This window comes from Streptomyces hyaluromycini (genome assembly GCF_002217755.1).
Lineage (GTDB): Bacteria > Actinomycetota > Actinomycetes > Streptomycetales > Streptomycetaceae > Streptomyces > Streptomyces hyaluromycini.
On record NZ_BCFL01000018.1, the window covers coordinates 687,430 to 708,909 of the forward strand.

The window sequence follows — 21,480 nt, forward strand, 5'->3', positions numbered from 1 at the left end:
GAACCGAGGAGGACCGGCCCGTGGCACGCCAGCTTCTGACCGTAGGCCAGGACGGCACGGGCGAGTTCCCGACGATCGGGGAGGCGCTGGCCCGGGCCCATTCCGGCGCGGTGATACGGATCCTGCCCGGGAGTTACGCGGAGGCGCTGACCGTCCGGACCCGGGTGACGCTGGTCGCCGAGGGCCCCCGTGCCTCGGTGCGGATCGAGCCGGTGCGCGGCAGCGCGATCACGCTCGCCGCCGACGCCGTGCTCCTCACCGACCTGGTGCTGCGGGCGGGCGAGGGCGACCTGCCGGTGGTGGACGCGGTGCGCGGCCAGGTCGCGCTGGACGGCTGCGAGGTGACCGGCGGCGGCTGGACGGCCGTACTGAGCCGCGGCACCGGCTCGCTCGCGATGCGCGGCTGCCGGGTCACCAACCCGGTCGGCGCCGGCATCGTGGAGACGGCCGCCGCGGGCAGCATCATCGAGGGCTGCCTGGTGGAGAACCTGGGCACCTCGGCGATCGTGATCAGCGAGCAGGGCCGGGCCACCGTACGGCACTGCACGCTCCGCGACGCCCGGGGCAACGGCCTGCTGGCGAACGGGAGTTCGCGCGGCTCGGTGGAGGACTGCGAGATCTCCTCGACGGACAAGCCGGCGCTGGCCCTGGAGGGCGGCACCGCGCTGTCGGCGGCCCGGGTCCAGGTGCACGGCGGTGCGATCGGCGTCTATGCGGCGAGTTCGGCGCGGGTGTCGCTGACGGACGTACGGGTCGACGGCACCCGCGGGCACGGTTTCGTGGTGGCCGCCGGCAGCGACCCGCAGCTGCGGGCCTGCGGCAGCGCCCGCACCGGGGGCGGCGGTCTGGTGGTCACCGAGCGGTCCCGGGGCACGTACACGGACTGCGAGTTCACGGGTGCGGCCGAACCGGGCGTGTACGTGGGCGAGTCGAGCGCGCCGGTGCTGGTCGGGGTGCGGGTCGCCGACTGCGCGGGGATCGGGGTGCAGCTGGTGGACGAGTCGGCGGCCGAGTTCGACCGGCTGACGGTCGCGGACAGCGGGGGGATCGGGGTGTCGATCCGCTCCGGTGCGAATCCGCTGCTGCGGCGGGCGCTGGTGACCGGCGCCCGGGGTCCCGGTGTGCTGGTCGCGGAGGACGGGCGGGGCCGTCTGGAGGACTGCACCGTCGAGTCGGCGGGCGGGCACGGGCTGCGCACGGAGGGGCACGGCAACCCGCACGTCGGGGACTCGGTGATCCGCGGGGCGGGCAAGTCCGGTGTGTCGGTGGGCGCCCGCGGGCTGGGCTCGCTGCGGGACTGCGAGGTGAGCGGCTCGGCCGACTCCGGGGTGACGGTGGAGGAGGGCGGCGAGGTGGCGCTGGTACGGCTGCGGGTCGCCGGTTCCGGCCGGCACGGGGTGCTGGTGGCGGCCGGGGGGCGGGCCGCGCTCAGCGGCTGCGAGGTCTCGGAGAACGGCGCGGACGGTGTCCGGATCGACAGCGGCGAGCAGGTGTCGGTGACCGGGTGTGCGGTGCGCGGCAACAAGGGCGCCGGGCTGCGGGCCGGGAAGCCCGGACCGCGGCTGTCGGTGTCCGGGCTGACCAGTACGGACAACCACCGGCCGGACGCCTGGCCGGGCGCCGAGCCGGGACCGCTCGCGGAGGGCGCGGAGGGCGCGGAGGAGGAACCCGCCGAGCCGCAGGGGCCGTTCGCGGAACTCGACAACCTGGTCGGGCTGGCCGGGGTCAAGCACCAGGTCAACACCCTGGTGAACCTGGGCCGGCTGGCGCAGCGCCGGGCCGAACTGGGCATCCCGGCACCGCCGATGAGCCGCCACCTGGTCTTCGCCGGTCCGCCCGGCACCGGCAAGACCACCGTGGCCCGGCTCTACGGCAGCATCCTCGCCGACCTCGGCATGCTGTCCTCCGGGCACATCGTCGAGGTGTCCCGCTCCGACCTGGTCGCCCAGGTCATCGGCGGGACCGCCATCAAGACCACGGAGGTCTTCGAACGGGCCCTGGGCGGTGTGCTGTTCGTCGACGAGGCGTACACGCTGCTGTCGGACAGCAAGGGGTCGGGCGCTGACTTCGGGCGGGAGGCGATCGACACCCTGGTGAAGCTGGTGGAGGACCACCGCGACGAGGTCGTGGTGATCGTCGCCGGGTACTCGAAGGAGATGCAGGACTTCCTGGCCGCCAACCCGGGCCTCGCCTCCCGGTTCACCCGCACCATCGAGTTCGCCAACTACTCGGTGGACGAGCTGGTCACCATCACCGAGAACATGTGTGCCGCGCACCGCTATGTCCTCGACCCGCTGGCGATGCAGGCGCTGCACCTGCACTTCGGCCGGATGCAGCGGGACGCGACCTTCGGCAACGGCCGTGCCGCGCGCCGGGTGTTCGAGGAGATGGTGGACCGGCAGTCGTTCCGGCTGGCGTCGCTGCCCGAGGCGACCGAGGCCGACCTGCTGCTGATCCTGCCCGAGGACGTGGGCGAGGCGGAGGCCGCCGAGGTCCGCGGCGGCGGCACGGCGGCGCCCGGCGACTCCGACGTGCTGGCCCGGCTGAACGGCATGATCGGTCTGGGCGCGGTCAAGCGCGAGGTGCGCGGCATCCTGGACCTGCTGACCACCACCCGGCAGCGGCAGGCGGTCGGGCTGCCCACCCCGAAGGTCAGCCACCACCTGGTCTTCTCCGGCCCGCCCGGCACCGGCAAGACCACCGTGGCCCGGCTCTACGCCGACCTGCTGCGCTCCTTCGGGATCCTGCCGCGCGGCCAGCTGGTCGAGGTGGCCCGCGCCGACCTGGTGGGCCGCTACATCGGGCACACCGCGCAGCTCACCGCCGAGGCCTTCGAGAAGGCCCTCGGCGGGGTGCTGTTCATCGACGAGGCGTACACCCTCACCCCCGAGAACGCGCCGCAGGACTTCGGCCGGGAGGCGGTCGACACGCTGCTGAAGCTGATGGAGGACCACCGCGACGAGGTGGTGGTGATCGTCGCCGGCTATCCGCGGGAGATGGGACGGTTCCTGGACTCCAACCCCGGTCTGGCGTCCCGGTTCTCCCGGCATGTGCGGTTCGAGGACTACACGACGGCCGAACTCCTGGAGATCGTCGGGGAGATGACCGCGAGCGCCGGCTACAAGTGCGCCCCGGCCACCCTGGAGGCCCTGCACGCCCACCTGGACGCGGTTCCGCGCGACCGGTCGTTCGGCAACGCCCGGCTGGCCCGCCGGCTGGTCGAGTCGATGATGACCCGGCAGGCGGGCCGGCTGGGCGGCATCGCCAGCCCGGACCTGGAGGCCCTCACCCTGCTGCTGCCGCAGGACCTGCCGCACACCGAGGAGCAGGGGGCGCAGGCCGGTCTGCCGGGCTGACGCACAGGTCCGCGTCCGCCCGGCCCCGGACGGCGGACATGTGTCCCGGGCGGACCGGGAGCGGTGTCAGGCTCCGGCCTCCGGTGCCGACAGGGTGTAGAAGACCGCCCGGCCCTGCTTGGTGCGCCGGACCCGGTTCCTGGCGACGAGGTTCTCCAGCGTCGTACGGATCACCGTCGTCTTGATGGTGCGGCCGGGCTGACCGGCCCTGATCGCCTCGGCGACGTCGGTCGCGGAGCGCGGCTCGCGCTGCTCGGCGAGATAGGTGTGGACGGCCTCGACGAGGCTCGGCTTCGGCCCCGCGGGGCTCGGCTGCGCGGAGTCGGCGCGGTGCGGCGCGGGCTCGGTCCGCTGGTGCGGGACGGCGGCCTCGACGGCATCGGTGACGTCGGCCGCTTCGGCGATCCCGGCGGCCCCGGCGGCCCCGGGTACGGAGGCGGTGGCCTGCGGAGTGAGCGCCTGCTGCAGCCGCTCCAGCACCACCCTGTTCTCCCGTACCGCGCGCAACCGCTCTTCCAGGGCGGCGATCTCGGTGGCGAGACGGTCCTGTTCCGCTGTGTTGAGTTCCAGGTCCTGCGCGATCCGCGCGCTGTACTCGGACGCCAGCTCGGTGCCGGATGACTCGGACATGCGGTCGTGCCTCTCGTCGATGTGCGCCACGCGGGGACGCCGTTGTGCTCCGCGCGGGGCTACAGCGTACGCACACGGAGCGTGCCAGGGGCGTGACTCGGGCCGACGGGTGTCTCAACCGGTGGCGGTGGCCCGCTCGATGACATCGACGACCACCTCGGGCCGCGACACATAGATGGCATGGCTGCCGGGCACCTCGACGACCGTGGCGCCCGCGCGCTCGGCCATCGACCGCTGGGCCAGCGGCGGGATCATCCGGTCGTCGGCCGCGACCAGGTACCAGCTGGGCCTGGTCCGCCACGCGGGTTCGCCGACGCTCCCGCACAGCGCCTCGGATCCCCACGGCACCTGCGAGTCGGCCATGAACCGCGCCCGCGCCTCGGGCAGGTCACCGGCGAAGGAGGCGTGGAACCGGTCGCGGTCGAGCAGCACATAGCCGTCGCGCATCGGCAGGAACGGCGGCACCGACACGCCCGGCGGCGGGTCGGCGATCAGGGAGTCGACGGACTCGCCGCGGTCCGGCGCGAACGCGGCGACGTAGACGAGGGCGGACACCTTGGGGTCGACACCGGCCTCGGTGGTGACGACACCGCCGTAGGAGTGCCCCACCAGGGTCACCGGCCCGTCCTGCAGGGCGATGAGCCGCCGGACCGCCGCGACGTCCTCGGCGAGGGACCGGGTGGCGTTCTGCGCGACGGTGACCCGGTATCCCGCGCCGACGAGGCGCTCGTGCACCCCCGCCCAGCCGGATCCGTCCACGAACGCGCCGTGGACGAGAATCACGTTCCGCACAGATCTTCCCCTTGTCGTGACGGGCCGTCGGGCTCCGCACCGTGTCCGGGCCGCTTCGCCGTCCTCACTGTACGAGGCCGTGACATGCGCCGTACCGACAAGATGACCTGATCGCCCGCACGGGCAGGCAGGACAGCCCGTCTGTCACTGTGACGCACGCCACTACGGCACGTCCGAACTTTCGGCACCGGTCCACCATCCAGTCGCAGAGCCCGAACCCGAACCCGAACCGAACCCGGCCCGACTCGATCCGGTCCGACCACGATGGGAAGCTGTTTCATCATGTCGTCCCCCACACCCCCGGCCGCGGAAGACGGCGAACACCTCGCCGGCGACCCCGGCGTACCAGGCGGTCCCGGCGTACCAGGCGGTCTCGTCGGGCGTTCGGCGGAGCTGGCGCTCCTCGACGGGTTCTTCGGTTCCGTCGCCGCGCGGGGCCGGGCGCTGATGCTGACCGGTGAGGCGGGGGTGGGGAAGACCGCCCTGCTGGACGCGGCGGCGCGGCGGGCGCGGGACGCGGGTTTCCAGGTGCTGCGGGTGGTGGGTTCGCAGTTCGAGGTGAGTGTCAGCTTCGCCGCCCTGAACCAGGTACTCCAGTCGCTGACGGCGGAGATCGCCGATCTGCCCCCGTGGCAGGCGGAGACGCTGCGGGCGGTGCGCGGGGTGTCGGACGAGCAGCCGACCGAACTCCTCGCCGTCGCGGGCGCGGTGCAGGTCCTGCTGTCCCGGAAGGCCGCGCGCAGCGGGCCCGTGACGATCGTGATCGACGACGTGGCGTGGCTGGACCGGCCCAGCGCCATCGTGCTGGGCACCGTCGCCCGCTACACCCAGAGCGCGCCGGTGGCGCTGCTGGCGGCGTCCCGGACCGGTGACGAGTCCTTCCTGAGCACTACCGGGATACCGGCGCACGAGGTCAGACCGCTGGACGAGGCTGCCGCGCACCAACTGGTGGCGCAGCGGTTCCCGGCGATGGCGCCCCGGGTACGGCAGCGGCTGGTCACGGAGGCGGCCGGCAACCCGCTGGCCCTGCTGGAGCTGCCGGGCACCCTCAACGAGGCGCAGCAGCAGGAACGCGGGCCGCTGCCGGCCGTGCTCCCGTTGCCCGAGCGGCTGAAGAAGGTCTTCGCCGTACGGGTCGGCGCGCTGCCGGACCGGACCCGGGAGCTGCTGCTGCTCGCCGTGCTCGACGGATCGGGCGGGCTGCACATCCTGGAACGGGCCCTGGACGGGGGCGATGTGCTGACCGGGCTGGGCCCGGCCGAGCAGGCGGGCCTGGTGCGGGTCGACTCCGCCACCGGCCGGCTGGCCTTCCGGCACCCGCTGACCCGGTCCGCGGTGATGGAGCTGTCGACGGGCGGGGAGCGGCGGCGCGGGCATCTGGCGCTGGCCCGGGAGTTCCCGGAGGGGTCCGAGCACCGGGCCCGGCACCTGGCCAACGCCGCGGTCGGCCCGGACGACGAGGTGGCCGCCCTGCTGCACGAGGTGGCCTACAGCACGCTGCGCCGCGGGGACGCCGTCGGCGCCATCACCACCCTGCTGCGCGCCTCCGACCTGAGCAGCACGGGCGGGGCCCGGGGGCGGCTGCTGGCCGAGGCGGCCTGCCTGGGCGCCAACATCACCGGTGACCTCCGCAACGTACACGCGCTGCTGGACAACGCCCTGCTCGCGGACCCGGTGGGCAGCGGTTCGCTCGCCGCCGCGACCGCGGCCGCCAGCCGGCTCATCAACAGCGAGGGCGACGTGGACACCGCCCACCGACTGCTCACGGGGGCGGTCCGCAACCACGCCGGGACGGGCGGTGCCGACGACGACATCCTGAACGAGGCACTGCTCACCCTGCTCATGGTGTGCTTCCACAGCGGCCGGCCCGAGCTGTGGCGGCTCTTCGACGCCGAGGTGGCCAAGGCCCAGCAGCTCTCCCCCGACCACCTGCTGTGCGTGCTGCGCGGCACCTTCGGCGATCCCGCGCACGTGCCGCCGCACGTCCTGGACCTCCTCGACGACATGGTCGCGGACCTGCACCGGGAGACCGACCCCCGGCGCATCGCCCGTACGGCGGTCGCCGCCGCCTATGTCGACCGGCTGCCCGGCTGCCGCAGCGCGCTGCGGCGGGTCGTCGACGACGGCCGGGACGGCGGCGCCATCACCATGGCCATCGAGGCGTTCTTCCTGCTCGCCAACGACGCCTACTTCAGCGGCCAGTGGGACGACCTGCCCAAGCTCACCGAGGAGGGCCTGCGCTGGTGCACCATGTACAACTACCGTCTGACGGCGGAGCCGGGCCGGTTCCTGCGGGGGCTGCTGGCGGCCGCCCAGGGTGACACCCACACCGCCCAAAGGACCGCCGACCGCCTCGTGGCCTGGGGGAACCCGCGGGGACTCGGGCTGCTGCGGGTGTACGCCGCGCACATCCGGGCGCTGTCCGCGCTCGGCGCCGCGGACTTCGAGAGCGCCTACTGCCACCTGCGGTCGGTGATCACCCCCGGTGAGATTCCGGCGCACCTCCCCCACGCCCTGTGGCTCTTCCTGGACTTCGCCGAGGCCGCGGCCCGCACCGGCCGGCACGCCGAGGCGGCCGCGCACGTGGCGGCGGTGCGCGGGACCGGGATCCCCGCCGTCTCGCCGCGGCTGGCCATGATGGCCGACGCGGCCCAGGCCATCGCCACCCCCGACGTCATCGACCACGAGCTGTTCCGGCGGGCCGTCGACACCCCCGACGCGGAACGCTGGCCGTTCGAGTGGGCGCGGATCCGCCTGGCCTACGGCGAGCGGCTGCGCCGGGCGAAGGCGGGTGCCGAGGCCCGGGGCCATCTGGACGCCGCGCTCGGCACGTTCCGGCGGCTGGGGGCCGAGCCGTGGAGCGCGCGGGCCGCGAACGAGCTGCGGGCGAGCGGCATCCCCGTCGGCGCCGCGGCCCCCGGCGCCGGCCGGCCCGCACTGCTGACCCCGCAGGAGCTGCAGGTCGCCCGGCTGGCCGCCACGGGGCTGACCAACAAGCAGATCGCCGCCCAGCTCTTCCTGTCGCCCCGCACGGTGGCCGGGCACCTGAGCAAGGCCTTCCCGAAGCTGAACGTCACCTCCCGCGCGGGCCTGCGCGACGCGCTCACCGGCCTGGCCCCGGAACAGACCGCCTGAACCGTCAGGAGGCCAGCGTGGTGCGGGCCAGCTCCTCCCGCGCGGCGTCGAGCATCCGGCGCGCCTCGGTCCGGCTGGCCCGGACCCGTTGCCCGGCGTCGCCGTGCGGGGCGTCCGCGGTGGCGGCCAGCGCGACGGCGAGTTTGGCCCGCCCCTGGCTGAGCCGGCTGCGCACGGTGCCCAGCGGGATCCCGCAGGCGAGGGCGATCAGCTCGTACGAGGCGCCCTCCGCGGTGAAGTAGCGCAGCACCAGCGGCATGCGCAGCACCGGGGAGAGTTCCTCCAGCGCCGCCCAGAGCCAGTCCCGCACCGCGTTGCGCTCCAGCCACTGTTCCGGGCCGGCGTCCTGCGACGGCGCGGCCAGCTCCTCCACCGGCAGCACCAGGGCGGAGTACCGCAGCACGGACCGGCTCCCGTTGCGCACGATCATGCGCAGCCAGGCGCCCACCGCCGCCGGGTCGCGGACGTCTCCGATCCGCAGCAGCGCCGTCAGCGCCGCGTCCTGCAGGACGTCGTCGACGTCCGCCGCCCGCCCCAGCACGCTCAGCGCGACTGCCCGCATGCCCGCCCGGTGCCGCTCCAGCAGCACCCCCAGCGCGGCGACCTCGCCCGACTGGGCCGCCCGCGTCAGCACCGCGTCCTCGGCGCCCGCGCCCTCCGCGGCTTCCCGAACCATGAGATCCCCCTCCTGCCCGGCACCGCTCCCCCGGTCGCGCCGACGCCGGCACCCCGCGGAAACGACCCGGACGGCAGGCCGTGACCGGTCAGCCGGCATCCGGCAGCCACCTGACGGGGAGACCGGCGGCCCGGCACCGGGACGGGCGACCGACGTCGGCTTCGGTTTCGGCTTCGGGGATCACAGGGCCGGTGGTCTCGTCCGGCAGCGGTGCGAGGGGCGGCGGGGTCTTGCTCGTGGTCATGGGAACTGCTCCTTCCGGCGAAGCGGTCGGCGTGGGCGGTGGTCAGGAGGTCGCGGCCTGCCGGGCCCGCAGGGCCTGCACGCGGGCCTGGACGCGGGCCCGGACGCGGGCGGGGTGGCGGGCGGTGAAGACCGCGGGGCCGGCCACCGCTCCCCAGCGCCAGTCGGCGGCGGTCACGAACCCTGCGGCGATCCAGGGGCAGAACCCTCGTGCGTAAGCCACGAAGCCCACGATGTGTGTCCTTGGATTCGAGATTCCAACGTTGACATGTGGAACGTAGAAGTTCCTTCGCCAACATGTCAAGGCTGGAATGTGGGATGCGACCTGTCAACATTGGAATAAGAGAGTTAGAGTGAGGGACATGAGCCTTCGCCACGCCCTCTTGGGCCTGCTTGTCTTCCGCCCCGGCAGCGGCTACGACCTGCTGAAGATCTTCAACACCTCACTGGGCCAGGTCTGGCCGGCCAGGCAGAGCCAGGTCTACGGCGAGCTGACGAAGCTGGACGCCACCGGCCTGATCACGGTGACCGACGAGGGCCCGCGGGGCCGCAAGCAGTACGCGCTGACCCCCGAGGGGCACGCGGAGGCGCGCCGCTGGCTGGCCGAGCGGGAAGAGCACCAGCCGCAGCGCAACCCGATGCTCCTGCAGACGTTCTTCCTGGGGCTCCTGCCCCCCGAGGAGGCCGTGGCGCGCCTCCTGCGGTACGCGGACACCGCGGCCAGGGAGTACGACGACCTGGTGGCGCTGCGGGACGCGGAGCCGTGGGACCGGGACGCGATGGCCGAGTGCGGCCGGCTCGTCCTGGAGTACGGCCTGCGCCAGCGCGCCCTGGAGCAGGAGTGGGCCCGCTGGGCGGCCGAGCGGCTCCGCGAGAGGCGGCTCACCGCGCCGGCCGCCGGGCAGCCGGAGATACCGGAACCCGCCTAGGAACGGGACGGCGCGGTCGTACCCCTCAGGTCACGGGCGGCAGAGCGGGGCCGGTGGTGCCGAGCTGCTCGGCGGCGACCACCTGCGGCACCGGCCAGGTCACCCCGGGCGGCGGCCAGCTCTGCCCGGTCTCCCGGAGGAAGGCGGCCGGCGGCTGGTAGAGCGGCGGCTGGGTGCCGTCGGGAATCATCGACGCCCAGGCGACACCCTGGGTGCGGTCCTCGAACTCCTGCCGCATCGCCGCCAGTCGGTCCGGCTGCTCGATCAGGTCGACGGCGGCGGCCGCCAGGTACCGGGCCGCGGAGAGCAGCGCCTGGTGGCCGATGTTGGTGGCCGCGGTCGCGGTGACGCCCCAGTTGTGGTTGGGGATCCCGGGCGGGTAGGCGGCGGACAGCAGGACGGCGGTGGGTGCCTGCCAGCTGATGTCGGCCGTGTCGGTGGACAGTCCGCCCGTGTACGACGCGGCCGGCGGGGTCAGCGGGGTCAGCTCCGTCGGCATGCCCGTCTCCGGCTTGCCCAGCGACTTCTGCACGGCCTTCGCCAGCGCGTGGTCGGCGTCGGTGAACCGCGGCGCCCCGATCTGCCGCATGTTGTCGTTGAGCAGCTCCGCGCCGGCCTTGTTGGCCAGCAGGTTCCAGGTCGCGGAGTGGAACCTGTGCACCAGCCGGGTCTGGCTGGCCTGGGCGGCGGCCTGCGCACACGCCACGATCTTGTCGTAGAGGACGCGGGCGCGCTCCGGGCTGCCCTCGCGGACGAAGAACCAGATGGAGCACATGTCCGGGGTCACGTTCGGGGCGCCGCCCCCGTTGATGACCGCGTAGTGGAAGCGGCCGGAGGCGGCGACGTTCTTCTCCCGCAGGTACTCCGACATCGTCGCCATCAGCAGGGCGCCGTCCAGGCCACTCTTGTTGCCGAGCGGCGAGCCGCCGTGCCCGGAGGCGCCGAGGAAGGTGAAGGTGGCCGAGATCAGGGCGCTGGTGGTGTTCCAGAACGGCATCGTGACGTTGAAGGGGTGCCAGTCGAGGAAGGCGTCGAGGCCGTCGTAGACACCGGCCTTGACGGCGTACGCCTTGCCGACGAGCTGCTCCTCGCCGGCGCTGCCGAACAGCTTCACGGTGGCCTTCAGGCCGTGCGTGCGGATCGCGTGCGCCGTCGCGATCGCCGCCGCGGTGCCGCCCGCGCCGAGGGTGTTGTGGGCGTCGCCGTGCCCGGCGCCGTACGAGGGGCCGTAGGCGTCGTAGTTGTAGGCCAGCGGGTCGTGGCTGCCTGCGCCCTTCTTCTGGGACAGGCCCGGCAGGGCGTCGTACTCGGCGTTGAAGCCGAGGACCGGGCCGCCCGGACCGCCGTTGCCGTAGGTGGCGACGAAGGCGGTCGGGAAGCCGGCGGGGCCCCAGGTGATGTCGAACCCGTTGGCCTTCAGCAGCCGGGCGGTGGCGAGGGAGGAGTTCCACTCGCGCAGGGACAGTTCGGCGTGCTCCCACACCTCGTCGCTCAGCCGCGTTATCGCGCCCTCGTGGGTGCCGATCCAGTCGAGCGCCGTCCGCTTCGCGTCGGTGTCCTCGGCGAGACCCGTGGGTGCCCGGTAGTCGGCGGGAGAGACCCCGGTCCGCTCGTCGTATCCCAGGGTCGCCGCCAGCACCGGGTCCGCCTGGAGTACGGCGGCCGTGGTCGCGGTGGCACTCAGGCCGAACATCTTCAGCAGGCGTCTGCGGCCCATGGTCACGTCTGTCATGCGGTCTCTCGTTTCACCGGGAGCGTGGGGTGAACCGCCGTACGGCGGGCGTCGGTTCGGGAACGCCGTTGCTCGGCCGACGACCTGCGGCCCATGGCGGACTCCGATGACGTGTGGGGGGATGCCCTGCCGGTATATCAGCCGTCCCGGACCACGCCCCGGGCGTCCCGCACGCCGCTGGCCGAAGGTGAAAGGACTCGGTGCGAAAAGGCACCCGGGTGCCGGTCCCGGCTGCCTGCCCGGTGTCCCCTGCCCGGTGTCCCCTGCCCTGCCTACCCGTCCAGTCGCTCCAGTTGCTCCAGTGCGTCGCGCAGGGCGGCGCGGGAGGTGACGCCCAGTTTGGGGAAGGCCTGGTAGAGGTGGGTCGAGACGGTGCGGGGGGAGAGGAAGAGCCGTTCCGCTATCTGCTTGTTGGACAGGCCTGCGGCCGCCAGGCTCGCGATCTCCCGTTGCTGCGGTGTCAGCGCCGGCAGGTCCCGGGCCCGCGCCGGGGCGCCGCAGGCGCGCAGTTCCGCGTCGGCCCGCTCGGCCCACGGACGGGCGCCGAGCCGCCGGAAGGCCTCGGCGGCGGCCGCGAGTTGCTCACGCGCCCGGGCCGACGACCTGCCGCGGCGCAGCCGTTCGCCGTAGTAGAGCCGGATACGGGCGTGGTCGAAGGGCCAGCGTTCGGCGCCCTCGACGGCCAGCGCCCGGTCGAACCCGCGGACCGCCGCCGCACCGCTCCCGGCGGCCAGCGCGGCGGAGCCGAGCAGCACCATGCGCAGCCGCGGTGACACCGCATCGAGCCCCGCGTCCCGGGCCGCCCGGACATGCTCCACGGCCTCCTGCCGGCGGCCGGTGCGCACCGCGGCCTCCGCCAGGTCCAGGATCGCCCACAGCGCGTGTCCCGCGAACGGCGCGAACGTCCCGGCCGGCGAGATCGTGCACACATGCCGGTAGGCCGCCTCGAAGTCGCCCTGCGACAGCGCGATCAGCGTCCTTGCGTGGGCCGCGTAGCAGCGGACGGCATGGCCCCGGCGGGAGCCGGCCCACTGGTCCATCTGGTCCGCGAACCCGCGCGCGTCCTCGAAGTCACCGCAGGCCGCGGCGGTACAGGCCAGGACGAACTTGCCGGTCCAGGACCGCAGCGGGTAGTCGAGATCCTCGCACCAGCGCAGGCCCTGGTGGGCCACCCGGCGCAGCTCCGGCCACTGGCCGGTGAACCAGGCGTGGCTGGCCCACAGAAACGAGGCCTGGATGGCCGGGAAGATGTTCTCGCCGCGCAGTCCGCCGCGGGCGGTGAGCAGCAGCGGCTCCTCGATCGCGCCGAGCCGGTCCGCGTAGGCGCCGGCCGTGGCGATCCGTACGATCCGCACCGGGTCCGGCGTGCCGGGCAGCGCCCGGACGGCGGCGTCCAGCCGGGCCCAGTCGGCCGGGCGGGCCCGGGCCGGGTCGCCGAAGGTGGCCCGCATCAGCCGCACGGTGTCCGGGACCGAGGTGCACTTCGCCAGCGTCGCGTCGAAGTCCGCCCACAGCTCGGACCGGCCGGCGTGCACGCACACCATGAACAGGGTGCTGAGCGCTTCGAGCAGCGTGACGTCGGAGAGGTCGTACGGCTCGGGCTGCAGGGCGATCGCGCCGGACAGCAGGCGGTGTGCGGTGTCGATGTCGCCGTAGCTGTTGAGGAGGTGCAGCGCGGCGGCCACCGCGACCGCCGGGGACTCCGCGTCCGGGGCGGCCTGCCGGGCGTCGTCGAGCAGCCGGGGTACGTCGCGCACGCTGCCGGTGAGGTTCGCGCCGACGTACGCCGCCTTGGCCAGCCGCCGGGCGTACCCGGAGCCCGCCGGGCTCAGTTCGGCGGCACGCACCAGGGCCGCGACCGCGTTCGGCCCGTCACCGCGATGGGCGGCGACCTCGGCGGTCTCCTCCAGCAGCTCGGCGATCCCCTCGTCGGGTTCGACGGCGGCCTGCGCCAGATGCCAGGCCCGCTGCTCGGGCACCCCGTACCAGGCTTCGGCGAGCGCGCGGTGCACGTTGCGCCGCTGGTCGCCGGTGGACAGCTCCACCACGGCCGAGCGGATGAGCGAGTGCCGGAAGGCCAGCCGCCCGGCCGTCTCGTCGACCCGTACGAGCCGCGCGCGTTCCGCCGGGACCAGGTACTTCAGGGCATGTCCCCAGGCCCCCGCCCGGCGCACGACCACCAGGTTGCCGCTGCCCTCCAGCGCGGCCACCAGCAGCAGGTGCCTGGTGAGGGGCGGCAGTGTCCTGATGCGGGCGGCGAAGGTCGACTGGAGCCGTTCGGTCAGCGGAATGCGGGCCGGCAGGGCCTGGGACGCGATGCGCTGGGACTCGCTCAGCGCGGCCGGGAGTTCCAGCAGCGCCAGGGGGTTGCCCTCGGCCTCGGCGATCAGCCGCCGCCGGACCCCTGACGCCATCTCCGGGAACCGTCGGCCGAGCAGCGCGCCGGCGGCAGTCTCGCCGAGCGGGCCCAGTTCGTGCGACGGCAGCCCGCTGTGGTCGAAGAAGCTCTCCTCACCGGGCCGGGCCGCGCAGACCAGCCCCGTTCCGGTGCCGGCGAGCCGGCGCGCCGCCTGCCCCAGGACGACGGCGCTGGCCCGGTCCAGCCACTGGGCGTCGTCCAGCACGAGCAGCGTGGGCATGTCATGGGAGAGCTCCGCGGCAAGCGCCACCACGGCCTCGGTGACCGCGTCGGGCCCGGGCGCCGTGCCCCGCTCGAAGCCGAGGGCCCCGGCGAGGACGGGGCTCCGCGCCGCCCTCGACTGGATCTCCGGCGCCGACGTCAGCAACTGCTGCAGCGCGCCGTAACCGGTCTGCGCCCGGTACTGCACCCCCGCGGCCTGCAGCACCCGCAGCCCCGCGGCCTCGCCCCGGCGGACGGCCTCGGCAAGCAGCGCGCTCTTCCCGGCCCCCGGGTCCCCCAGCACCACCAGCGAGCCGCCCTGCCGCGGGATCCCGGCGAGGAAGCCGTCCAGCCGCTCCAGGTCGGCCTCGCGTCCGAGCAGAGGCTCTTCGCTGTGGGCAAAGTGCTCGGCGGCCCGGCCGTCGGTCATGCGCGGGCTCCTGACGAAGGGGTGCGGGCAGGGATGTCCCATGATGCGGGACGGGATGCCGATCGCCCTCATCGTTCGTCGTCTCGTCCGTCGTCTCGTCCGTCGTCTCGTCCGTCGTCGCGGACGGGCGCGTGCCGTCCGGTCCGCGGCGCCCGCGGAGCCCGGGGCCGGGCCGACGGCCCCCAGGAGGTGGCGGCGGCCCTCAGGAGGTGGCGGCGGACCGGCCGATCGTCGCCCGGATGTGCTTCATCAGCGGCTGGTCGCTCTGTTCGCTGTAGTCGCACAGGGCGATCAGCACGTTCATCTCGGGCATGTACCCGGCCGCGCAGCCGCGGGGCAGGTCGTACGGAACGGCGAGGAAGCCGTTCAGGACCCGGGTGCTGCCGTCCTTGGCGGTACTGGTGATGTCGACCGGGTCGAACTCCTCGATGCCGCGTTCGCGCATGTCGGCCGCGTTCATGAAGACGAGGGTGCGCAGGTTCCTGATCCCCCGGTAGCGGTCGTCGTCGGAGTAGATGGTGGTGTTCCACTGGTCGTGCGAGCGCATGGTGCCGAGCGCCAGGGTGCCGGGCGCGGGTACGACGTCGGGCAGCGGCGCCGAGGAGAACTCGGCGCGCCCGGAGGGGGTACGGAAGACGAGTTCCCGCGCGGGCTGCCGGATCCGGAACCCCAGCGGCAGCCGTACCCGCCGGTTGAAGTCCTCGAAGCCGTCCAGGACCTGCGCCATGGTGTCGCGGATCCGGTCGTAGTCCTCGACGTACCAGGCCCAGGGCGTACGGCTGTCGGGGAGCGCCGCTCGGGCGATACCGGCGATGACGGCGGGCTCGGACAGCAGGTGCCCGGAAGCCGGCTTCTTCATGCCGACCGACAGATGCACCATGCTCATCGAGTCCTCGACCGAGCTGCTCTGGACGCCGCAGCGCTGGTGGTCCTTCTCGGTACGGCCGAGGCAGGGCAGGATCAGCGCCTGCCGGCCGTGGACCAGGTGGCTGCGGTTGAGCTTGGTGCTCACCTGGACGGTGAGTTCGCAGGAGCGCAGGGCCTCGTAGGTGGCCCGGGTGTCGGGCGCGGCGAGGGCGAAGTTGCCGCCCATGCCGACGAAGACCCTGACGTCGCCGCGTTGCATCGCCCGGATGGTGCCGACGGTGTCGAGCCCGTGCTCGCGGGGCGGATCGATCCCGCACACCTCGGCCAGCCGGTCCAGGAACTGCGGCTCGGGCCGGTGGTCGATGCCGCACGTACGGTTCCCCTGCACGTTGCTGTGCCCGCGCACCGGCGAGGGACCGGCGCCCTCCCGTCCGAGGTTGCCGCGCAGCAGGAGCACATTGACGATCTCCCGCACGGTGTCGACCCCGTGCTCGTGCTGACTGACACCGAGGCACCAGCAGACGATGGAGCGGTCGGCGTCCCGGTATACCCGGGCCGCGCGCAGAATGTCGGCCCGGCCGATCCCGGACTGCCGCTCGATCTCCTCCCAGGGCGTGGCCTCGCACAGCTTCCGGTAGTCCTCGAAGCCGCTGGTGTACCGGTCGATGAACTCCTGGTCGAGTGCCTTGGGATCCGACGTGGCCTGGTCGAGGACGGCCTTGGCGATCCCCCGCAGCAGCGCCATGTCACCGCCGACGCGCACCTGGAGGTCGAGGGTGCCGGTGCGGGTGGAGTGGAGAGAGGCCATGTCCACGAAGTCGTGCGGGATGATCGCCCGCCGCGACGCCGCCTCGATCAGCGGATTGACGTGCACGATCTGGGCGCCGCGCCGGTAGGCGTCAGAGAGGGCGGTGAGCATCCGGGGCGCGTTCGACGCGGCGTTCACGCCCATGATGAAGAGGGCGTCCGTGGCGTCCCAGTCCTGGAGGTCGACGGTGCCCTTGCCGGTGCCCAGCGAGGCGGCGAGGGCCCGCCCGCTGGCCTCGTGGCACATGTTGGAGCAGTCCGGCAGGTTGTTGGTACCGAGTTCGCGGGCCATGAGCTGGTACAGGAAGGTGGCCTCGTTGCCGAGCCGCCCGGAGGTGTAGAAGGCCGCCCGGTTCGGATCGCCCAGCCCCCGCAGCACCTGCCCGACCAGCGCGAACGCGTCACACCAGCTGATCGGCCGGTAGTGGTCCGACTCGGCGTCGTACACCATGGGCTCGGTCAGCCGCCCCTGGTCCTCCAGCGCGAAGTCGCTCCACTCGGACAGCTCGCCGACGGAGTGGGCGGCGAAGAACTCCCGCCCGACCCGCTTCCGGGTCATCTCCCAGGTGACGTGCTTGACCCCGTTCTCACAGAGATCGAGCCGCAGCCCCTTCATGTCGTCGGGCCACGCGCACCCCGGACAGTCGAACCCCTCGCCCTCGTGATTCATCTTCATGATCGCGCGGGGCCCCTCGACGAGCGCCCGCTCCCGCAGCAGGAACTTGCTCACGCTCTTGGCGGCGCCCCAGCCGGCGGCGGGATGGTGATACGGGTGGAAGAACGGCTCGCCCTCCGGCCGGGGCCCGACCTGCTCCCCCTCGTTGCGTCGCAGCCGCTTCTGCTCGTCGTGGGAGGTGCTCACGGCTCTCACCCTTCACCGTCGAGAGCGCACACCGCCGGGCCCGACGGCGTCCTTCCCATGCTAGGCACGCCGATCAGGGGAGGCGAGGCGAGCCGGGAGAGGCCGGACGAGCCGCGAGAGGCGCACGACAGGCGCGTATCACTCTGTGTGAAGGCCGCGTCACGACTGCCGCGGGACGGCGGAGCGGCCGGCCCTCGGGAGGGGTCAGGTGGCGGTCCCGAACTCCGACTGGCCGAGGTCGAAGTAGTCCACCCAGGAGGTGAACTGCCGGAAGTCCGGCGTCAGCTCGAAGACACCGACGATCGGGAGGTCGACGTCGTGGTCGGCGTTCGTGTAGCGGTACGAGTCGACGCGTATCGCGATGACCGTGTTCCGCCAGGAAACGGCCTTCTGGATGTGGAGGGTGGTGTACCGGAGAATCCGGATCTGCTCCGCGAGGGCCTGCTGGATCGCGTCGCGTCCCGTGATGACACCCGGCAGGGGAACGTTCTGGTAGGTGGCGTCCTGGGCGAAGAAGGCGGCCAGTTCGGCGGCGTCCAGGTTCGACCACGCGGCACAGAACCGCTGGACGAGGGCGGTTCCCGGGCCCGGTTCCAGCGCGCCGCCGGTCTCCGGGAGCGACGGCGCCGCCGAGGCGGGCCCCCCGGCCGTCCCTAACCCGATGACGCCGAGGGAAGCACCCCCGGCGGCCCGGAAGAGTCCTCTTCTGGTGGAGCGGATGGCCATGCCGAACTCCGTTGCTCGTGCGGCGGATTGTGCCGCCTGTGTAGCAGCGGGCGGCCATGGCGCCGTGAACGTGACGCGGGTAGCCGACCGAAGGGGAAGAGGCTCCGCCCGAAGGGGAGCCTCTCCGGGCTATTTGACCGACCCCGCCATCACGCCCTGCACGAAGTGCCGCTGGAAGGCGAAGAACACCACCACGGGCACCACGAGGGACAGGAACGCGCCCGGCGCCAGCACGTCGATGTTGCTGCCGAACTGCCTGATCTGCGACTGGAGTTCGACGGTCAGCGGCTGCGAGGAGCTGTCCGCGAACAGCAGGGCCACCAGCATGTCGTTCCAGACCCACAGGAACTGGAAGATGGCGAGGCTGGCGATCGCCGGCCGCCCCACCGGAAGCACAAGGCGGGTGAAGATCCGCCACTCGCTGCCGCCGTCCATCCGGGCGGCCTCCAGCATCTCCTTGGGCATCTCGGCGAAGTAGTTCCGCAGCAGGAACACCGCGAACGGCAGTCCGTACGCCACGTGGAACAGCACCACACCGGGAATCGTGCCGAACAGGCCCAGTTGCCCGAAGAGTTTGGCGACGGGCAGCAGGCCGATCTGCACCGGTACCACCAACAGGGCGACCACCAGCAGGAACACGGGTTCACGGCCCGGGAAGTCCAGCCAGGCGAAGGCGTATCCGGCCAGCGCCGCCACCACGACCACCAGCGTGGTCGCCGGTACCGAGATCAGCACGGTGTTCCAGAAGGCCTGGGTCATGCCCGAGTTCTTCAGCAGGGCCGAGTAGTTGTCGAAGGACAGCTGCCCGGGACTGGTGAACGCCGTCCACCAGCCGCTGCTCGCCGAGTCCTGCGAGGACCGCAGCGAGGACAGCAGCAGCCCGGCGAGGGGGGTGAGCCAGACCAGCCCGACCACCACGAGGAAGGCCTGCACCACGGCGTTGCCCAGGCCGCGCCTGATCACGTTCATCGCTGACTCCTCCGGAAGCGCCGGACGTTGAAGGCCATGGCCGGGATCACCAGGACCAGCAGCAGCACGCCGAGCGCGCTGCCGAGCCCCTGGTTGTTGCCGCCGCCGAAGGACACCAGCCACATCTGGGTCGCGAGGACGGTCGCGTCCTCCTGCACCGGCCCCGGCGCGATGATGTAGACGAGGTCGAAGACCTTCATCACGTTGATGACGAGGGTCACGAACACCACGGTGAGCACCGGCGCCAGCAGCGGCACGGTGATGCGCCGGAAGATCTGCCACTCGTTCGCGCCGTCCATCCGGGCGGCCTCAAGGGCGTCCCGGGGCAGAGCGGCCAGCCCGGCGCCGATCAGCACCATCGCGAACCCGGTCCAGATCCACAGGTAGGCCCCGATGATGGCGGGTGTGACGAGGGCGGGTCCGAGCCAGGAGACGCCCTGGTAGGGCTGGGCGAAGTTGGAGGCGGGCAGCTCGACCCCGTAGGAGCCGGCCGCCAGTCCCGTGAAGCGGAAGGAGCCGTCGGCCGCGGTGCTGGTGCTCGCGACCGTCTTGCCGTCGTCGGCGCGCACCGCCTCGACCTTCATCCGCGGCAGCCCGCTCTCCTTGCGGTCGACCACACCGGGTCTGCCGCCGCCGCCCGGGGTGAAGTCCAGGTAGACCACCCCGCTCAGTTCACCGGCCGCGGCCCGGCGCTGCGCCGCCGGGTAGGCGGGCCGCGCACCGCCCGGCAGGTCCTTCGGTGCGACGCCCACCAGCCCGAGGTTCACCGTGTCGCCCGGTCCGAGGTTCGCGGCCGTGCGGTACGAGCCGTCCTTCTCCGCGGTGAGGTCCTGGCCGGTGCGGGCGCGGGCGGTCGGGTACTCGGCGGTGCCCTTGAACGCGTTGTGCACGGTGACCACGGCCGCGTTGAGCACGCCCTTGTGCGGGTCCTCGTCGTAGGCGAGCCGGAAGATGATGCCGGCGGCCAGGAAGGACACCGCCATCGGCAGGAACAGCAGCAGCTTGAAGGCGGTCGCCCAGCGCACCTTCTCCACCAGCACGGCGAGGATCAGGCCGAGCCCGGTGAGCAGGGTGGGGGCCACCAGCACCCAGATCACGGTGTTGCGGATGGCCTTGAGGGTCGCCGGGTCACTGAACATCTCGGTGTAGTTGTCGCCGCCGACGAACCGGGTGCCGGACGCGTCGAAGAAGCTGCGGCCGATCGAGAACAGCACGGGGTAGACGACCAGCGCGCCCAGCAGGAGCAGGGCCGGGAAGACGAAGAGCAGGGCGATGATCCGCCCGCGGCGCCGGGTCCGCCGGGCGCGTTCGGCCTGCCCGGTGACGGGTGGTCCGGTCTGTGGAGCCACAGTCGCGGTCACGGCCGTCAGCCCTTGTACGCCTTGGCCGCGGCGGTCTCCAGCTGTGCGGCGGCCGCCTTCGGGTCGGACGGGTCGGCGAGGAAGTCCTGGAGGATCTTCCACTCGCCGGCGCCCTTGGTGCCGCCGAAGGCCGCGGGTGCCTGGTCGGACATGTCGAAGCGGACCGAGTCGCCGCCGCCCACCAGGGACTTGGCGATCTCCCGGGTGACGTCGTCACTGTAGGAGGACAGGTCCAGGTTCTTGTTCGGGGACAGGAAGCCGCCCTCCTTCGCCCAGACGGCCGCGGCCTCCGGAGTGGCCAGGTACTCCAGGAGCTTCATGCCGGCCGTGGTGTTCTTGCCGGCCTTCAGGACGACCGCCGCGTCACCGCCGCTGACCACGGGCGCCGTGCCGCCGTCGACGGCCGGGAAGGGGAAGAACGTGGCGTCCGTGCCGATCGTCTTGCCGAACTGGTCGTGCGCGACCCCGGCGACGAAGTCGCCCTCGTAGACCATGGCGGCCTCCGGCTTGGGCCCGAAGACCTTCTCGACGGAGCCCGGGAAGTCGGTGTTGAGGGCCTCCTTCTGGCCGCCCGCGATCAGCTGCTTGTCCTTGAAGAGGGTGCCGAGCGTGCCGAGTGCCTTGACCACGGACGCGTCGGTCCACGGGAGCTTGTGGGCGGCGAGGGCGTCGTACTTCTCGGGGCCGGCCTGGGAGAGGTAGATGTTCTCGAACCAGTCGGTGAGGGTCCAGCCGTCCTCGCCGCCTATGGAGAAGGCGGCGAGCCCCGAGTCGGAGACGGTGTGCCCGGCCTTCAGCAGGTCGGCCCAGGTGGTGGGCGGCTTGACGCCGGCCTGGTCGAGGGCGTCGGGGCTGTACCAGACGGTGGACTTGTCGGCGGCCTTGAAGTAGAGGCCGTAGAGAGTGCCGCCGACGCTGCCGTAGTTCTTCCAGACCGGCGCGAAGTTGCTGTCCACGGACTGCTGGGTGGTCTTGGAGAGCGGCTTGAGCCAGCCGCTCTTCGCGAACTGCTGGAGCACGCCGACCTGCGGGACCATGACGACGTCGGGGGCGTTGCCGCCCTCGATCTTGCTGCCGATGACGGTGGAGACGTTGTCGCCGGTGGAGACGAACTGGGTCTTGGCGCCGGTCTTCGCGCTGAACGCGTCGAGGACCTTCTGGAAGCTCTTCAGTTCGTCGCCGGACCAGACGCCGGCCACGGTGACGGTCTGGCCGCTGAGCGCCTTGTCGCCGCCGCCGGCCGAGACCGGGCCGCCGCTGCCTCCGCAGGCGGTGGCGCCGAGCGCGAGGACGAGGGCGGTGCAGCCGGTGAGAAGGGTGGTACGTCGTCGCATCATCGTTGATG

At 72.9% G+C, this 21,480-nt stretch carries 15 protein-coding genes; 3 read left to right on the top strand and 12 right to left on the bottom strand.

Annotation, left to right across the window (positions count from 1 at the left end; genetic code table 11):
- The first annotated feature begins 20 nt into the window (after positions 1 to 20).
- Positions 21 to 3,356, top strand: coding sequence for a right-handed parallel beta-helix repeat-containing protein (locus tag SSP29_RS16140; RefSeq protein WP_089101324.1), 3,336 nt, complete (start codon positions 21 to 23; stop codon positions 3,354 to 3,356).
- Between the two features lie 66 nt (positions 3,357 to 3,422).
- On the opposite strand, the gene SSP29_RS16145 is transcribed toward SSP29_RS16140, so the two are convergent.
- Both SSP29_RS16145 and SSP29_RS16150 read right to left on the bottom strand, forming a co-directional pair.
- Positions 3,423 to 3,986 carry a hypothetical protein gene (locus SSP29_RS16145; protein WP_089101640.1) on the bottom strand — a complete coding sequence of 188 codons (564 nt, stop codon included), beginning with the start codon at positions 3,984 to 3,986 and terminating at the stop codon, positions 3,423 to 3,425.
- A 114-nt stretch (positions 3,987 to 4,100) separates the two neighbouring features.
- Complete coding sequence (locus SSP29_RS16150; RefSeq protein ID WP_150134274.1) at positions 4,101 to 4,778, bottom strand: alpha/beta fold hydrolase; 678 nt, start codon at positions 4,776 to 4,778, stop codon at positions 4,101 to 4,103.
- Between the two features lie 282 nt (positions 4,779 to 5,060).
- On the opposite strand from SSP29_RS16150, the gene SSP29_RS16155 reads away from it, so the two are divergent.
- Positions 5,061 to 7,913, top strand: a complete 2,853-nt coding sequence (locus SSP29_RS16155) for an AAA family ATPase (protein ID WP_089101325.1) — start codon at positions 5,061 to 5,063, stop codon at positions 7,911 to 7,913.
- Between the two features lie 4 nt (positions 7,914 to 7,917).
- On the opposite strand, the gene SSP29_RS16160 is transcribed toward SSP29_RS16155, so the two are convergent.
- The 3 genes from SSP29_RS16160 to SSP29_RS16165 form a co-directional block, all read right to left on the bottom strand.
- The gene (locus SSP29_RS16160; protein WP_089101326.1) at positions 7,918 to 8,589 is read right to left on the bottom strand and encodes an RNA polymerase sigma factor; all 672 of its coding nucleotides are present in this window, start codon (positions 8,587 to 8,589) and stop codon (positions 7,918 to 7,920) included.
- A gap of 88 nt (positions 8,590 to 8,677) precedes the next feature.
- Positions 8,678 to 8,833 (bottom strand): hypothetical protein, encoded by a 156-nt coding sequence (locus SSP29_RS58460; RefSeq protein ID WP_167449923.1) that lies wholly within the window; start codon positions 8,831 to 8,833, stop codon positions 8,678 to 8,680.
- A 42-nt stretch (positions 8,834 to 8,875) separates the two neighbouring features.
- Positions 8,876 to 9,055 (bottom strand): hypothetical protein, encoded by a 180-nt coding sequence (locus tag SSP29_RS16165; RefSeq protein WP_145968900.1) that lies wholly within the window; start codon positions 9,053 to 9,055, stop codon positions 8,876 to 8,878.
- Positions 9,056 to 9,194: 139 nt separating this feature from the next.
- Between SSP29_RS16165 and SSP29_RS16170 the strand changes: the two genes are divergently transcribed.
- Positions 9,195 to 9,761, top strand: a complete 567-nt coding sequence (locus SSP29_RS16170; protein ID WP_089101328.1) for a PadR family transcriptional regulator — start codon at positions 9,195 to 9,197, stop codon at positions 9,759 to 9,761.
- A 25-nt stretch (positions 9,762 to 9,786) separates the two neighbouring features.
- On the opposite strand, the gene SSP29_RS16175 is transcribed toward SSP29_RS16170, so the two are convergent.
- The 7 genes from SSP29_RS16175 to SSP29_RS16205 all read right to left on the bottom strand — a co-directional run bounded on the left by SSP29_RS16175 (position 9,787) and on the right by SSP29_RS16205 (position 21,472).
- A complete protein-coding gene (locus tag SSP29_RS16175; RefSeq protein WP_089101329.1) occupies positions 9,787 to 11,493 on the bottom strand; it encodes a zinc-binding metallopeptidase family protein in 1,707 nt (568 codons plus the stop codon).
- 272 nt (positions 11,494 to 11,765) lie between these two features.
- Complete coding sequence (locus SSP29_RS16180; RefSeq protein ID WP_167449924.1) at positions 11,766 to 14,543, bottom strand: ATP-binding protein; 2,778 nt, start codon at positions 14,541 to 14,543, stop codon at positions 11,766 to 11,768.
- Positions 14,544 to 14,745: 202 nt separating this feature from the next.
- Entirely contained in the window at positions 14,746 to 17,079 is a 2,334-nt protein-coding gene (locus SSP29_RS16185) for an FdhF/YdeP family oxidoreductase (protein WP_245883111.1), read from the bottom strand.
- A gap of 204 nt (positions 17,080 to 17,283) precedes the next feature.
- Positions 17,284 to 17,805, bottom strand: a complete 522-nt coding sequence (locus tag SSP29_RS16190; RefSeq protein ID WP_089101331.1) for a nuclear transport factor 2 family protein — start codon at positions 17,803 to 17,805, stop codon at positions 17,284 to 17,286.
- A 129-nt stretch (positions 17,806 to 17,934) separates the two neighbouring features.
- Positions 17,935 to 18,774, bottom strand: coding sequence for a carbohydrate ABC transporter permease (locus SSP29_RS16195; RefSeq protein WP_089101332.1), 840 nt, complete (start codon positions 18,772 to 18,774; stop codon positions 17,935 to 17,937).
- A complete protein-coding gene (locus tag SSP29_RS16200) occupies positions 18,771 to 20,135 on the bottom strand; it encodes an ABC transporter permease (RefSeq protein WP_089101333.1) in 1,365 nt (454 codons plus the stop codon). The genes SSP29_RS16195 and SSP29_RS16200 overlap by 4 nt, the downstream gene beginning before the upstream one ends.
- Positions 20,136 to 20,140: 5 nt before the next feature.
- A complete protein-coding gene (locus SSP29_RS16205; RefSeq protein ID WP_089101334.1) occupies positions 20,141 to 21,472 on the bottom strand; it encodes an ABC transporter substrate-binding protein in 1,332 nt (443 codons plus the stop codon).
- Between the last annotated feature and the right edge of the window lie 8 nt (positions 21,473 to 21,480).